The sequence below is a fragment of the Streptomyces sp. GB4-14 genome (genome assembly GCF_022696125.1).
In the GTDB taxonomy this organism is placed as follows: domain Bacteria; phylum Actinomycetota; class Actinomycetes; order Streptomycetales; family Streptomycetaceae; genus Streptomyces; species Streptomyces werraensis.
Window position 1 is genome coordinate 4,119,877 of record NZ_RZHO01000002.1, and the last position, 14,319, is coordinate 4,134,195.

Consider the following 14,319-nt stretch of genomic DNA (forward strand, 5'->3'; position numbering starts at 1 on the left):
GGAGGGAGGCGTGCGTGAGAGACGCGATGGTAGGTTCGCTCATTGAACTCACCAGGACCCGACCAAGGTAACACCAGTCGGTTCGCTCATTGAACCAACAATCGGAAAAGTGGTTACAGTGGACGGCATGGCACTGGGCAAGGACTACGCGACGCAGGAGTGCTCCATCGCGAGCGCCCTGGAGGTCATCGGCGAACGCTGGACGCTGCTCGTCATCCGCGACGCGTTCTACGGCGTGCGCCGCTACAACGACTTCCTCGTCCACCTCGGCATCCCGCGCGCGGTCCTCGCCTCCCGGCTCCAGGCGCTCACCGCCCAGGGCATCCTGGAGAAGCGCCGCTACCAGGAGTCCCCGCCCCGCGACGAGTACGTCCTCACCGACCGCGGCATCGCCCTGTGGCCCACCCTGCGCGCCCTCGGACTGTGGGGCCGCGAGCACCTCACGAAACGGCGGCTGCGGATCTTCCGGCACGCCGCCTGCGGCACCGAGCTCGGCCCGTACAGCGACTGCCCCGCCTGTGGAACCGTCGTGGCCGTCCCGGACGTCGAAGTGGTGCCGGGACCGGACCTCAGCCGGGACCCGGCCGACCCGGTCAGCCGGGCCCTGCTCAAGCCGAAGCGGCTGCTGCGGCCCGTGGAGGTCGAGCCCGCCTGACCGACGGCTCACACCGAGCTGACACAGAGGCCTGGCACAATGCGGTGCACGCGACGCACCACGGGACGAGGAGAGGGGGGACACGGCCCATGACGCGGTTCATGACACGGCCCACGACGCGGCACACGCCCGCCGGGCGGCCGGCCACGCGCTCCGCGCGCACCCTCCTCGCCCTGCTCTTCCCGCTGCTCCAGATCGCCCTGCTGCTGACCCCGGCCCCCGACGGCGGCCTCTCCCTCGTCCATGTCACGCTCGCCGCGACCGCCGCGGCCGGCGCCGCCCTCACCGTCTGCGCCGTGATCGCCGCCCGCAGCGCACCCGCCGTGCCGCCCACCCGGGTGCGCACGGCCCTGCGGGACCGCGACCGGCGTACGGCCTTCCTCCCCCAGCGAGATCCCGACGCCAAGGGACGCACCCGTCCCCGAGCGCCCGGTCACGCCCTCCCGGCGACCGCCGCGTAGGGCACTTCCGCGGGACGTTCTCTCCACGTTCCCTCCGCACGCCCGCGCGCGGGTCGTCATGCCGACCTTCCCCGTCCCGTCCCGGCCGTCCGTCGTGCCGGGACCCCCGGCACGACGAGACCCCCGGAGGGCTCACCCTTGTCTGTCTTCGCCACCCTGGTCGAGCAGCTCGCCGACCTGCTCCGCCCCCTGTTCGGCCTGTCCGCCGCGGCCGCCGCGATCATCGCGTTCACGGCCCTCGTACGCCTCCTCGTCCACCCCCTCTCCCGGGCCGCCGCGCGCGGGCAGAAGGCGCGGGCCGCGCTCCAGCCGCGCATCGCCGAACTGCGCCGCAAGCACGGCAAGAACCCGGAGAAGCTCCAGAAGGCCGTGATGGAGCTGCACGCCGAGGAGAAGGTGTCCCCGCTGTCCGGCTGCCTGCCCAGCCTGCTCCAGCTCCCCGCGTTCTTCCTGCTCTACCACCTCTTCTCCAGCGGCTCGATCGGCGGCGAGCCCAACGCGCTGCTCACCCACCGGCTGCTCGACGCGCCCCTCGGCGGCCGGTGGGCGGACGCCCTCGACGACGGCGGGATGTTCGGCGGGGCCGGCCTGGTGTACCTCGGCCTCTTCGCGGTCGTCGCGGTCGTCGCGTACTTCAGCTACCGGCTCTCCCGCCGGATGACCGCGGCCTCGGCGGCCATGGCGGGCACGGGAGCGGGCGCGGACCCGCAGGTGCCGGGCGCCGCCGCCATGGGCGGGGTCATGAAGGTGATGCCGTTCATGTCCTTCTTCACCCTGGTCACCGTCGCCGTCGTGCCCCTCGCCGCCGCGCTCTACGTGGTCACCTCCACGACGTGGAGCGTGGTCGAGCGGTCCGCGCTGTACCGGTGAGGTGTGCGGCGCTGTACCGGTGAGGCGTGCGGCGGACACGGTCCAGTACGTGAACCGGGTCTTGCGGAGTGGAGGGCCCGGCCTGGAGGATCGGCCGGTCCTCCGACGGCCGCGCCCGCCGCACCGGTCGTCCCCGTCGGGCGGGCGCCCGCGAGCGAGGGAGACACGACCATGAAGCTGCTGCGCGTCGGTACGGCGGGACGGGAACGGCCCGCCCTGCTCGACCCCGACGGGACCCTGCGGGACCTGTCCGGAATCGTCGCGGACATCGACGGGACGCTCCTCGTCGACGAGGACGCCCTCGGCCGGATCAGGAGCGCGGCCGCCGCCGGCGACCTGCCCGCACTGGACACGGCGGGACTGCGCACCGGGCCGCCGCTCGCGCGGATCGGCAAGATCGTGTGCATCGGGCTCAACTACCACGACCATGCCCGCGAGACCGGCGCCGAGCCGCCCGCCGAGCCGGTCGTCTTCTTCAAGGCCCCGGACACCGTCGTCGGCCCCGACGACACCGTGCTGATCCCGCGCGGGTCGGTGAAGACCGACTGGGAGGTCGAACTGGCCGTCGTGATCGGGCGGACCGCGCGGTACCTGGAGTCGGCGGAGGACGCACTCGCGCACGTCGCCGGGTACGCCGTCGCCCACGACGTCTCCGAGCGGGAGTTCCAGATCGAACGCGGCGGCACCTGGGACAAGGGCAAGAACTGCGAGACGTTCAACCCGCTCGGCCCCTGGCTGGTCACCGCCGACGAGGTGCCCGACCCGCAGAACCTGTCGCTGCGGCTGTGGGTCAACGGCGAGCTGAAACAGAACGGCACGACGGCGGAGCAGATCTTCCCGGTCGGCGAGGTCGTGCGCCATGTCAGCCGGTTCATGACCCTGTACCCGGGCGACGTCGTCAACACCGGCACCCCGGCCGGGGTCGCGATGGGCCACTCCGAACCGAAGCCGTACCTGAGGGCAGGTGACGTGGTCGAGCTGGAGGTCACGGGGCTCGGACGGCAACGGCAGGTGCTGGCGCAGGCGTAGGACACAGGGACACGCCGGTCCCTCGCCTCGGGCGGGAGGCGAGGGACCGGGCCGTCGTCCTGCTCCTCGTCGCGTGATACGGGCCGGCTAGGCCCGTGACAGGAAGAGCTCCAGCGCCTCCACCACCAGCCGGTGGTCCTGGAGCTGGGGCAGGCCCGAGACCGTCACCGCGCCGACGACGCCGACGCCCTCGACGGTGATCGGGAAGGAGCCGCCGTGGGCCGCGTACATGTCCGGGTCGAGGCGGGACGACTCCTCGAACGTCGTGCCCTTCGCCCGGAACCGCGCGCCCACCAGGTAGGACGCGGAGCCGTACCGCTCCACCACCCGGCGCTTGCGGGCGATCCACGCGTCGTTGTCGGGCGTGGAGCCCGGCAGCGCCGCGTGGAACAGCTGCTGGCCCGCGCGGTGGATGTCGATCGCGACCGGCGCCTGCCGCTCACGCGCCAGGTCCACCAGCAGGGAGCCCAGCGCCCACGCGTCGTCGTGCGTGAACTGCCGGAGGACCAGGCGGCGTTCCTGCGCCTCCAGCTCCTCCACCGTCGGGGTGAGCTCCGGGGACTGCTTCGGGCTGGTCACAGGGTCACCGTCACCTTCTCGGCGGCCGAACGGCGCGCCGCCTCCAGGACGTCGAGCGCCGCGGCGGCCTCCTGCGCGGTCACCGGGTTGGGGCCGCCGGAGAGCAGCGCCCGCGCCACGGCCGCGTAGTAGGCGGGGTAGTCGCCCGGCAGGGTGGGGACGGGGCTGCCGCCGCCGGTCACCGGGGACTCCCCGGCGCCGAGACGGCCCCACAGCTCCTCGGGCTCGGCGCCCCACTCGGCACCGGACGCGCCCGGGCGCGCGCCCTCGCGGAGGGCGGTCTCCTGCGGGTCCAGGCCGTGCTTGACGTACCCGGCCCGCGAGCCGAGGACGCGGAAGCGCGGGCCGAGCTGGGCGGTGGTCGCGGAGACGTACAGGTGGGAGCGGACCCCGCTCTCGTGGGTGAGCGCGATGAACGTGTCGTCGTCGGTCCGCGCGCCCTCGCGACGGACGTCCGTCTCGGCGTACACCGACGTCACCGGGCCGAACAGGACCAGCGCCTGGTCGACGACATGGCTGCCGAGGTCGTACAGCAGGCCGCCGATCTCCGCCGGGTCGCCGGACTCCCGCCAGCCGCCCTTGAGCTGCGGACGCCAGCGCTCGAACCGTGACTCGAAGCGGTACACCTCGCCCAGCTCGCCGTCGGCGATCAGCCTGCGCAGGGTGAGGAAGTCGTTGTCCCAGCGGCGGTTCTGGAAGACCGACAGCAGCAGGCCGCGCCTGTCGGCCAGCTCGGCCAGCGTGCGGGCCTCGGCCGCCGTGCCCGCGACGGGCTTGTCCACGACGACCGGCAGACCGGCCTCCAGCGCGGCGGTGGCGAGCGGGACGTGGGTCTTGTTGGGGGACGCGACGACGATCAGGTCCAGTTCGTCCGCGCGCGCCCACAGCTCGTCCGCCGAGGCGGCGACCGTGACGTCCGGGTACTCGGCGCGGGCCTGCGCCTGCCGCTCGGGGTTGGAGGTGACGACCGTGTCGAGCGCGAGGCCCTGGGTCGCGGCGATCAGCGGGGCGTGGAACACGGAACCCGCGAGGCCGTAGCCGACGAGGCCGACGCGGAGGGGAGTGCCAGTCATGCGTCCTACTTTCGCAACGCTGTTGCCAAAGTGCAAGAGGGGGACACAATGGGCGGGTGAACAGGACGTACGGCGGTGGCATGCGAGGCGCGGGCGGCGGGGCCAATCTGCTCGCCCTGCGCAGCCACAACACCGCGCTGGTGCTGGACCTGCTGCGCACGGCCGGGGCGGAGGGGATCAGCCGGCTGGAACTCGCCGAGCGCACCGGGCTCACCCCGCAGGCGGTCAGCAAGATAACCGCCCGGCTGCGTGAGGAGGGCCTCGCCGCGGAGGCCGGGCGGCGGGCGTCCACGGGCGGCAAGCCGCGGACGGTGCTGCGGCTGGTGCCGGAGGCGGGGCACGCGGTGGGTGTGCATCTGGACCGCGACGAGCTGCGGGCCGTGCTGGCCGATCTCGACGGCACGGTGGTGGCGCGGCGGCATACGGCGCTGGATCTGGGGGCGGGCGCGGAGGCGGTGCTGGGGCGGGTCGCGTCCGTGGTGGGGGAGCTGGGGACGGAGGTCGCGGGCGTGCGGTCGCTGCTGGGGGTGGGCGTCGCGCTGCCCGGGCCGCTCGACCATCGGCGGGGGGTGCTGCACCGGGTGACGGGGTTTCCCGAGTGGGACGGGTTTCCGCTGCGGGAGGCGTTGTCCGCGCGGCTGGGCTCCGTCCCGGTCGTCGTCGACAAGGACACCAACGCCGTGGCGCTCGGGCTGGCCGTCGGGGGTGAGGGCGGGTCCTTCGCCTATCTGCACCTCGGCACGGGGCTCGGGGCCGGGCTGGTGATCGGCGGGAGTGTGCACCGGGGGCCGCGGACCGGGGCGGGGGAGTTCGGGCACCAGGTGGTGCAGCTGGACGGGCCGCCGTGCGGGTGCGGGGACCGGGGGTGCGTGGAGGCGCTGTGCCTGGCGGCGGTGGCGCGGGGGGAGACGGAGGAGGCGGCTCGGGTGCTGGGGACCGGGGCGGCGAATCTGGTCGGGTTGCTGGACATCGATCGGGTGCTGGTGGGCGGGCGGACGGTGGAGGGGGCGCCGGAGGCGTTCGTGTCCGGTGTGCGGGAGGTGCTGGAGGCCCGGGCCCGGCGGACGGGGGAGGAGTGTGCGGCGGTGCGGTCGGTGCCCGGGGAGGGGCGGGTCGCCGAGGGGGCGGCGCAGTTGGTGCTGGCGCCGGTGTTCGGGCAGGACGGGTGAGCGGTCCACGGTGTGGTGCCGGGCGGGGGTACCGCGCAGCCCGGCACTGTCAGCGGCCGGGGCCGCAGCACCCTTCAGGGGCGCGGGGAACTGCGCGAACAACCACGGACCATCCGCACCCGGCGATGCAGCGGCACGACTGCCCGCGGCTGGCGGGGGTGCGCTGTCGGCGGCCGGGGCCGCAGCACCCCTCGGGGGCGCGGGGAACTGCGCGAACAACCACGGACGACCCGCACCCGGCGATGCAGCGGCACGACTGCCCGCGGCTGGCGGGGGTGCGCTGTCGGCGGCCGGGGTTGCAGCACCCCTCGGGGGCGCGGGGAACTGCGCGAACAACCACGGACGACCCGCACCCGGCGATGCAGCGGCACGACTGCCCGCGGCTGGCGGGGGTGCGCTGTCGGCGGCCGGGGCCGCAGCACCCCTCGGGGGCGCGGGGAACTGCGCGAACAACCACGGACGACCCGCACCCGGCGATGCAGCGGCACGACTGCCCGCGGCTGGCGGGGGTGCGCTGTCGGCGGCCGGGGTTGCAGCACCCCTCGGGGGCGCGGGGAACTGCGCGACCGGCCACGGACGACCCGCACCCGGGACGATTTAGGCTGGGGCCCACAGGGCCCGACGACGGCAGGAGATCGTGTACATGGCAGACCGCAAGCCCATCGAGTCCTGGCTCACCGACATGGACGGGGTGCTGATCCACGAAGGTGTGCCGATTCCCGGGGCCGACGCCTTCATCAAGAAGCTGCGCGAGACCGGGCGGCCCTTCCTGGTGCTGACCAACAACTCGATCTACACCCCGCGCGACCTGCACGCCCGGCTGCGCCGGATGGGGCTCGAGGTGCCGATCGAGAACATCTGGACGTCCGCCCTGGCCACCGCCAAGTTCCTCGACGACCAGCGGCCCGGCGGCTCCGCGTACGTCATCGGCGAGGCCGGCCTGACCACCGCGCTGCACGACATCGGCTACATCCTCACCGACCACGACCCCGACTACGTGGTCCTCGGCGAGACCCGCACGTACTCGTTCGAGGCGATGACCAAGGCGGTGCGGCTGATCAACGCCGGGGCCCGGTTCATCTGCACCAACCCCGACGAGACCGGCCCCTCCACCGAGGGCCCGCTCCCGGCGACCGGCGCGGTGGCCGCGCTCATCACCAAGGCGACCGGCCGGCAGCCCTACTTCGCGGGCAAGCCCAACCCGCTGATGATGCGCACCGGACTGAACACCATAGGCGCGCACTCCGAGAGCAGCGCGATGATCGGCGACCGGATGGACACCGACGTGCTGGCGGGCATCGAGGCCGGCATGAAGACGTACCTGGTGCTGACCGGGCTGACCCGGCCGGAGCAGGTGGAGAACTTCCCGTACCGGCCGAGCAGGGTCGTCGACTCCATCGCGGACATCGTCGACCTCGTCTGATCGTCGTACGGCCGTTTCGCCGTACCTCGTTCACCCGACCGGTCCAGTGTCGCGCGTAAGGAGGTGCGGGGCCGGACCGGGCGGGGGAACCTCCAGAGTGTCTGGAGGTTCACGATGGGTAAGCGGCGACTCGCACTCTGCGCGGGTGTCCTGGCCGTCACCGCGTTCGGTCCGGCGGCCTGTGCGGCGTACGCGGCGGACGGCGGGGGCGTCTCGGCGGTCCCCGCGACTTCCGCGCCCGGCGGCGACATCGCCCTCAGGGTGACCGGGTGCGACGCGCGCGAGGCGGTCGCGCAGTCCCCGGCGCTGGTGTCCGACGCCCGCCTCACCCCCGGCGACGACGGCGACGGCCTCACGGGCGACGGGCGGGTACGGTCCACGCTCACCGCCGGGACGTACACGGTGACCGTCGCCTGCGACGGCACGGAGCACAAGGGCACCGTCGAGGTCGTCCGGAACCCCACGCCCGCCGCGGGCGCCGAGCCCTCCGCGCATCCCTCGCCCGTCGCCCCCGTGAACGCCGGAGCCGGCGGCGCGGCACGGGACCTCGCCGACGGCCCCGAGCGGCACGGGCCCGGCACCGCGCAGACGGTGGTCGCCCTCGCCCTGGCCGGGACCGCCGCCCTCACCGTGCACCGGACGGCCCGGCGTCAGGCGCGGCGCGGCCGGAGGACGGGTTGACCGGCATCATGCGCGACCTGACGAAACGGCTGCCCGCCGGCGCGGTCTGGGTGGCGCTGCTGCTCGGACTGTGGCTGTGGGGGCAAGGACTCACCGAGGTGCCCGCCGGGACGGCCGGACCGGCCACCGGCGACATGGCGGCGGCCGGACGCCCGCCCCTGACCGACCTGCCCACCGTGCACCGGCCGCTGAAGGCCGCCGACCCGCTCACCCTCGACATCCCCGGCCTGGACCTGCGCGCCCCGGTCGCCGCCCGCGGCCTGGACGAGCGCGGCGCCCCCGACCCGCCGCCGCCGGACCGCCCGGGCGAGGTCGGCTGGTACGCGGCCGGCACCGCCCCCGGCGCGGAGGGCGCCGCGCTGATGGTGGGGCACCTCGACACCGAGACGCGGCCCGCCGTCTTCCACCGGCTGGACACGCTGGAGCCCGGCCAGGAGATCCGGGTGGCCCGCAGCGACGGCACGGTCGCCGAGTTCACCGTCGAGGACGTCCGCGTGCTCGACCGGGACGGCTTCGACGCCCAGGAGGCGTACGGCCCGCGCCATGAGGGGCGCGCCGAGCTCCGGCTGATCACCTGCGGGGGCGCCTTCGACCCCGCGGCCGGCGCCTACGAGGCCAACGTCGTCGTCTCCGCGTACCTCACCGACGTCTCGGCGCCCCGCACCGACGCGTGACAGTCCCGGACCGGTCGCATTCCGTGATCGGCGCAGGTGGGCGTGGATCCGGCCACGTCGCGCACGGCGGGCCCCACGACGCCCCGGGTCCGCTGTAACAGGCCGTGGACAAGCGGCACTCGGCCGTCCTGGCGGGCCGTGCGGTGTGCCAGGATTGGGGCTCGGAACACTTGGAACAAGTGCACCCAAGGGGGGTTGGATGTACGGCAGCAGGGGGGTCGGGGCGTTCGCCGGGGGGCGGGCGTCCGCAGCGGTGCTGGGGGCGGCGCTGCTGCTCACGGGATGCTCCTCGGGAGGTGACGACCAGAAGGAGGGCTCGGCCGCGGCCGTCGTCACGCAGCAGCCGAAGGAGGCGGACCCCTTCTGGGTCAACCCGGACGGTGTCGCGGCGCGCGAGGTCGGCGAGCTGCTGGGGGACGGCAGGAAGGCCGAGGCGCAGCAGCTCAGGAAGATCGCCGAGCAGCCCGTCGCGGAGTGGATCAACCCGGAGAACGCCGAGGAGCAGGCGCGGGAGTTCACCGAGGGCGCCGACCGGGCCGGCCGCCGCGCGGTGCTGGTCCTCTACAACATCCCGCACCGCGACTGCGGCCAGTACTCGCAGGGCGGGGCCGCCGACGGCGACGCCTACCGGGACTTCGTCGACGCGGTGGCCGAGGGCATCGGGGACCGCCCGGCGACGGTGGTGCTGGAGCCGGACGCGGTGCTGCACCTGGTCGACGGCTGCACCCCGCAGGAGTTCCACGAGGAGCGCTACGACCTCCTCAAGGGCGCCGTCACCCGGCTGAAGGACCTGAAGAACACCAAGGTGTACCTGGACGCGGGCAATGCCGGCTGGGGCAGCCCCGACCAGATCCACGAGCCGCTGAAGCGGGCCGGGATCGAGCAGGCCGACGGCTTCGCGGTGAACGTCTCGAACTTCTACACCACCGAGGACTCCATCGCCTACGGCAAGAAGCTGTCCGCCGAGGTCGGCGGAAAGCACTTCGTCGTGGACACCAGCCGCAACGGCAACGGCCCCTACACGGACGGCGATCCGGACGAGCGCTGGTGCAACCCGCCCGGCCGGGCGCTCGGCGAGACCCCCACGACCCGCACGGCCGACCCGCTCGTCGACGCCTATCTGTGGATCAAGCGCCCGGGGGAGTCGGACGGCGAGTGCAAGGGCGGCCCGAAGGCCGGCGAGTGGTGGGAGGACTACGCCCTGGACCTGGCGCGCGCGTCGGCGAACTAGCGGCAGGGCAGCGCGCGTACACGAAGGGGGGCGCCGTGCGATCGCACGGCGCCCCCCTCTGTCGTACCGGCGGGCGCGCTACGGCACCCGCACCCACTGGGCCTTGCTGGGCGTGCCGTCGCCGTCGGTGACGAACAGCATGTACCAGCCGGACTGCACCAGGTTCTTGTTCTTCGGCACGGTCACCGTGACCTCGTCGCCGTCGGTCGTGAAGTCCAGGGCGATCGAGCGCTGGTCCACGTCGGTGACGTGGGTGGTGGCGCTCGGCCGGATCAGCCGGACCTTCTTGACCGACGCCGCGTCCTGCGAGGTGAACGTGCCGGACCCGCCGCGCCTGATGGTCTGCGGCCCCCCGGAGAGGTCGGGCTGCTCCTCGTCGCCGTAGAGGTACGGCGGGGTGTAGATCTCGATGCGCTGCTCGAACTTGCCCGGCTTGGTGTTGGCCTTGTCGGCGAACAGCGAGTCCGAGCCGAAGAACATCACGCGGCCGTCGGGCAGCAGGATGGAACCCGAGTGGTAGTTGCGGCCCACCAGCGGGTCGGCGACCCGCCGCAGCTCGTTCTTCTCCGTGTCGTAGATCCGCGCCTCGAGGATGTTGGAGTCGCCGCGGCCCCGGTAGTCCTCCGAGCCGCCGGAGATCAGCACCTCGTCGTTCGGCAGGATCGACGCCTGCGGGTAGCGGGTGCCCTTGTCCAGCGACGGCCCGTCGACGAACGTCGGGTCGTCGGCCTTCAGGTCGACGATCCTGGTCTTCTCACTGGAGCGCGGGGACTCGCCCACCCCGCCGCCGCCGATGACCATGTACTTCTCGTCCTGGGCGGGCGGCAGCAGCACCGTGCCGGACGTCTCCATCAGCTCGGGGTCGCTCAGCCCGGGGATCTTCTTGAACTTGTTGGTCTTCACGTCCCAGACGCCCGGCTCGCGGCCGACGTCGTCCGGTCCGTAGCCCGCGTTCGACCCGGAGTAGAAGATCTTGCCGTTCTGCATCAGGAACAGCGCCGGGTACGTGGGGAACTGCCGCTCCTTGTCGGTGTACTCCCACTCCTTGGTCTCCGGGTCGTAGATCTCGTTCTTGCCCGGGACCAGCTGGCCGATGTCGTCGAGGCCGGAGACGCTGAGGATCTTCCCGTCGCTCAGGGTGGTGAGCGTCGGGTACCAGCGGGCCTCCTTCATCGGGTCGACCTTGATGTACTTCTCGGCGACCGGGTCGAACTCGTAGGCGTCCCGGATGCCCTGGAAGTCCTTCTTGTCCAGGGCGAGCTTCTCGGCGATGCCGTACGTGTTGCGCGCGTCGGCGCCGGAGAGCCCCTGCACCCGGTAGTTGTCCTGCGTGCCGGTCTCGTACTCGGCGCCCTCCTTCTGCGCCTCGACGTAGATGCGGCCCACGCCCGGGGTGGTGCCGAGGAACTCGCCCGTCTCCGGGTCGAACTTCTTCTCGGCGCGCGGCACGAGCACCGGGTCCTTGGAGACGAAGGTCTTGCCGTTCTCCTTGCCGGTGAACCTGGTGCCCGCCGGCAGGGTGATCGGTTTGTCCGGGTTCTCGTTGTGGACGAGCATCAGGCCGCCGGCCTTCTTCACGTCGCCCTTGAGCTTCTCGTACCGCTTGGTGCCGCCCGCGATCAGCAGGTTGCCGTTGGCGAGCTGCGTGTGCCCGGTGCAGAACAGGTCGTTCGGCGTGGGCACCTTCTTGATGGTGCCCTTGACCGGGTCCCAGATCCGGGTGTCGTACTTCTTCGCGTCGAAGTTGTCCTGGTTGTTGCCCGACCCCGCGACGAGCAGCACCTTGCCGGTGCGCAGCAGCGCCGCGTGGATGGTGTTCTGCCGGTACTCCTCGGGAAACTCGACGATCTCCCACTTGCCGTTCGCGGCCTTGTACTCCGGCTGATTGATCTTGTACTGGTGGTATTTCTCCGTCCCGAAGCGGTAGAGCCACGGGCCGTTCATCCCGGCCAGCGCGAGCACCACCGCCGTGCCTATCGCGATCCGACGGGCGCGACGGCGGCCTGCACGGTCAGTCATTCCTTACGTCCCCCAAGTCCACCAAGGGCGATCTGCATGGTCTGGTCGTCACCGGGGTTGCCGCCCCCGGGGCCTCCCGGCCCTTCGGGGCCCCCTGGTCCGCCCGGTGCGCCGTGGGAGCCGGCCCAGTGGGGCCGGGGCTGCGGCTGGTGCGGGGCGTGCTGCTGCTGGGGCATCCGCACGCCGTCGGCCGGGGTCGCGTCCTCGCGCCGGTGCCCCGCCGCGTGCGCGCCGGGCTTCTTCCGGTCCTGCCGCATGCCATGACGCCAGGCGAACATCGGCGCCGCGGTGATGAGCAGGGCGAAGGTGGCCCAGATGACCATCGCCGGGTGGGAGTGCCCGAAGACGAAGCCCGCGGCGATGGAGCCACCGAAGATCAGAATGAAGTACCAGTGGTAGCGGAAGGTGCCGAACCAGGTGTCCGGGCTGGCCGAGTCGCCCTTCGGGGTGACCACGAACTTGCTCTTGCGGCGCAGCACCGAGTCGATCAGCGCCTTCGCGTAGAGCGGGGCCGACAGCGCGGACATCACCATGCCGGCCACACCGCCGGAGCCCTCCGGCTCGTGCGGGGAGACGTTGTGCCGGCGGTTCCAGACGTACAGGCCGATCTGCAGCGCGGAGGCGTTGCCGTAGAGCATCAGCCAGACGGCCGGGTCGATGTTCACACCCGAGGCGCCCAGGCCCAGGAACAGCGCGCAGCTGAGCGCCGCGAGGATCCAGTTCAGGGCGGACATCGGATAGAAGATGATCATCATCGTGTAGTTGAAGAGCTTGCTCGGCGGGAGCGAGAACCAGCCCTTCCAGTACTGCTTGAGGATCGTCTCGTACGTACCGCGCGACCAGCGCATCTGCTGGGTGAAGAAGTCGGTCCAGGCGTTGGGGCCCTCGCCGACCGCGAGCACGTCCGGGGTGTAGACCGAGCGCCACTTCCGTCCGGTCTCCGGGTTCTTCGCCCGGTGCATCTCGAACCCGGTCGCCATGTCCTCGGTGATCGAGTCGTACAGGCCGCCGATCTGCTTCAGCGCCTTGATGCGCACCGCGTTGGAGGTGCCCACGAACATCGGGGAGCCGTAGCGGTTGCCGGCGCGCTGGATCAGCGCGTGGAAGAGGAACTGCTGGGACTCGGCGGCCTTGGTGACGAAGTTGTCGTAGTTGCCGTAGACCTGCGGGCCGATGACGAAGCCGACGTCCGGGTCGCGGAAGAAGCCGAGCATCCGCTCCAAGTAGTTCGGCAGCGGCACGTGGTCGGTGTCCACGGAGGCGAAGAAGTCGTAGTTGTCGCCGTGCGCGTCCAGCCAGGCGTTGTAGTTGCCGTGCTTGGTCTTCGCGCGGTGCGGGCCCTTCTTCTGGTTCCACTTCGCGACGCCCTTGCGGGAGAAGTGGTGCACGCCGAGTCGCTCGCAGACCGCCTTCACCTCGGGGTCGTCGCCCTCGTCGAGCAGCCAGACGTGCATCAGGCCCCGGTGGCGGATCTTGACGGCCGCCTCCAGGGTCTTCGTCACCATCTCCAGCGGCTCCTTGCCGGGCACGAAGGAGGTGAGGAAGGCCACCCGGGTGCCGGTCTCGGGCACCACGGGGATCGGGTCGCGCGCGACGAGCGTGGCGTGCGCGTTCGACACCACGTTCATGCAGCGGAAGAGCTCGATCAGACCGATCGACACGAGCATCACGACGTCGAGGGCGGGCAGCCACTCGAACGCCGGGTAGTCGCGCTCCGTCCAGTGCGACGGCTGGAGCAGCCACACCAGCAGCACCAGCGACAGCACGGGGGCAGCCAGCAGCATCAGCGCGATGCGGATGCGGTGCGGCTCCTGCGAGATCAGCGAGCGGTACTGGACCTTGTACGGCTTGTTCGGATCAGGCTGGGTGAGGGGACCCGCGAGGCGGCTGTAGTGCTCGTAGTCGTATCTGGGCAGCGCTTTCTTGATCCGGCGGAACGTACCCGTGTTCCAGTTCCGATGGCCGGGCACCCGCAGCTGGGTGGTCTGGGACGGGTCGTCGTCCCGGTGGGCGCCCGTCGGCGTCGACGTCATGAGTCATCCCCCCACACGCGGCAAGAGCGCGTGTTTCGTCGCTTTCTTACGTCCGGGCCGGTCCCCCTCGACCTCCGGACGTGTCAGTGGCGGACCGCGGTCACCACGTCACGCACACCTTATAGACACGACTTCGTGTCCTTCCGGTTGCATGATCCCCCTTCGGTGCCGGCGCGGTGGAACGGGGTCCCTCACCCCGTCCCCGCCGGCGGCCGGTGCTCCCCCGATCCCCTCAACGACCGCGACGGCGCGGACCGTTGAAGGGACCCAGGGTCCCGGTTCGCTCCTCATGATCGCAAGGTGCGAAACACGGTGCAGACCGGGCAAAGGGGGACCTTTGTGACACCCGAGGGTGTCCTGTGGTGTCACAGTTCCGTACGGGCCGCGAGAGCGAGGCGCTCAACGGGGGCGAGAGAGTTTCC

The 14,319-nt window shown here is 72.1% G+C and carries 13 protein-coding genes; 9 read left to right on the plus strand and 4 right to left on the minus strand.

The window, feature by feature from the left end; genetic code table 11:
- The first annotated feature begins 127 nt into the window (after window positions 1–127).
- The 4 genes from ELQ39_RS20150 (at window position 128) to ELQ39_RS20165 (ending at window position 3,015) form a co-directional block, all read left to right on the plus strand.
- A complete protein-coding gene (locus tag ELQ39_RS20150; protein WP_190000803.1) occupies window positions 128–655 on the plus strand; it encodes a winged helix-turn-helix transcriptional regulator in 528 nt (175 codons plus the stop codon).
- A 101-nt stretch (window positions 656–756) separates the two neighbouring features.
- Window positions 757–1,116 (plus strand): DUF6412 domain-containing protein, encoded by a 360-nt coding sequence (locus ELQ39_RS20155; protein ID WP_225627894.1) that lies wholly within the window; start codon window positions 757–759, stop codon window positions 1,114–1,116.
- Between the two features lie 138 nt (window positions 1,117–1,254).
- Entirely contained in the window at window positions 1,255–1,986 is a 732-nt protein-coding gene (locus tag ELQ39_RS20160) for a YidC/Oxa1 family membrane protein insertase (protein WP_242593186.1), read from the plus strand.
- Window positions 1,987–2,157: 171 nt separating this feature from the next.
- Window positions 2,158–3,015: a fumarylacetoacetate hydrolase family protein gene (locus ELQ39_RS20165; protein WP_242593188.1), complete on the plus strand. Its 858-nt coding sequence runs from the start codon at window positions 2,158–2,160 to the stop codon at window positions 3,013–3,015.
- An 87-nt stretch (window positions 3,016–3,102) separates the two neighbouring features.
- Here ELQ39_RS20165 and ELQ39_RS20170 read toward each other — a convergent pair whose 3' ends face one another.
- A complete protein-coding gene (locus ELQ39_RS20170; RefSeq protein ID WP_242593190.1) occupies window positions 3,103–3,594 on the minus strand; it encodes a heme-degrading domain-containing protein in 492 nt (163 codons plus the stop codon).
- On the minus strand, window positions 3,591–4,667 hold the full coding sequence (locus ELQ39_RS20175; protein WP_242593192.1) for a Gfo/Idh/MocA family oxidoreductase: 1,077 nt from the start codon (window positions 4,665–4,667) through the stop codon (window positions 3,591–3,593). The genes ELQ39_RS20170 and ELQ39_RS20175 overlap by 4 nt, the downstream gene beginning before the upstream one ends.
- Before the next feature lie 80 nt (window positions 4,668–4,747).
- Between ELQ39_RS20175 and ELQ39_RS20180 the strand changes: the two genes are divergently transcribed.
- The 5 genes from ELQ39_RS20180 (at window position 4,748) to ELQ39_RS20200 (ending at window position 9,845) form a co-directional block, all read left to right on the plus strand.
- Window positions 4,748–5,836, plus strand: coding sequence for an ROK family transcriptional regulator (locus ELQ39_RS20180; protein ID WP_242595634.1), 1,089 nt, complete (start codon window positions 4,748–4,750; stop codon window positions 5,834–5,836).
- Window positions 5,837–6,479: 643 nt separating this feature from the next.
- Complete coding sequence (locus tag ELQ39_RS20185) at window positions 6,480–7,259, plus strand: HAD-IIA family hydrolase (protein WP_190000797.1); 780 nt, start codon at window positions 6,480–6,482, stop codon at window positions 7,257–7,259.
- A gap of 114 nt (window positions 7,260–7,373) precedes the next feature.
- Complete coding sequence (locus ELQ39_RS20190) at window positions 7,374–7,940, plus strand: hypothetical protein (RefSeq protein ID WP_225627889.1); 567 nt, start codon at window positions 7,374–7,376, stop codon at window positions 7,938–7,940.
- Window positions 7,941–7,948: 8 nt separating this feature from the next.
- Window positions 7,949–8,614: a class F sortase gene (locus ELQ39_RS20195; protein ID WP_242593194.1), complete on the plus strand. Its 666-nt coding sequence runs from the start codon at window positions 7,949–7,951 to the stop codon at window positions 8,612–8,614.
- Window positions 8,615–8,813: 199 nt separating this feature from the next.
- Window positions 8,814–9,845: a glycoside hydrolase family 6 protein gene (locus ELQ39_RS20200; RefSeq protein ID WP_225641444.1), complete on the plus strand. Its 1,032-nt coding sequence runs from the start codon at window positions 8,814–8,816 to the stop codon at window positions 9,843–9,845.
- A gap of 78 nt (window positions 9,846–9,923) precedes the next feature.
- Here the strand turns inward: ELQ39_RS20200 and ELQ39_RS20205 are convergent, their stop codons facing one another.
- Together ELQ39_RS20205 and ELQ39_RS20210 are read right to left on the minus strand one after the other, a co-directional pair.
- A complete protein-coding gene (locus tag ELQ39_RS20205) occupies window positions 9,924–11,864 on the minus strand; it encodes a galactose oxidase-like domain-containing protein (protein ID WP_190000793.1) in 1,941 nt (646 codons plus the stop codon).
- Window positions 11,861–13,897: a glycosyltransferase family 2 protein gene (locus tag ELQ39_RS20210; RefSeq protein WP_190000792.1), complete on the minus strand. Its 2,037-nt coding sequence runs from the start codon at window positions 13,895–13,897 to the stop codon at window positions 11,861–11,863. Before ELQ39_RS20210 ends, ELQ39_RS20205 begins: the two co-directional genes overlap by 4 nt.
- Between the last annotated feature and the right edge of the window lie 422 nt (window positions 13,898–14,319).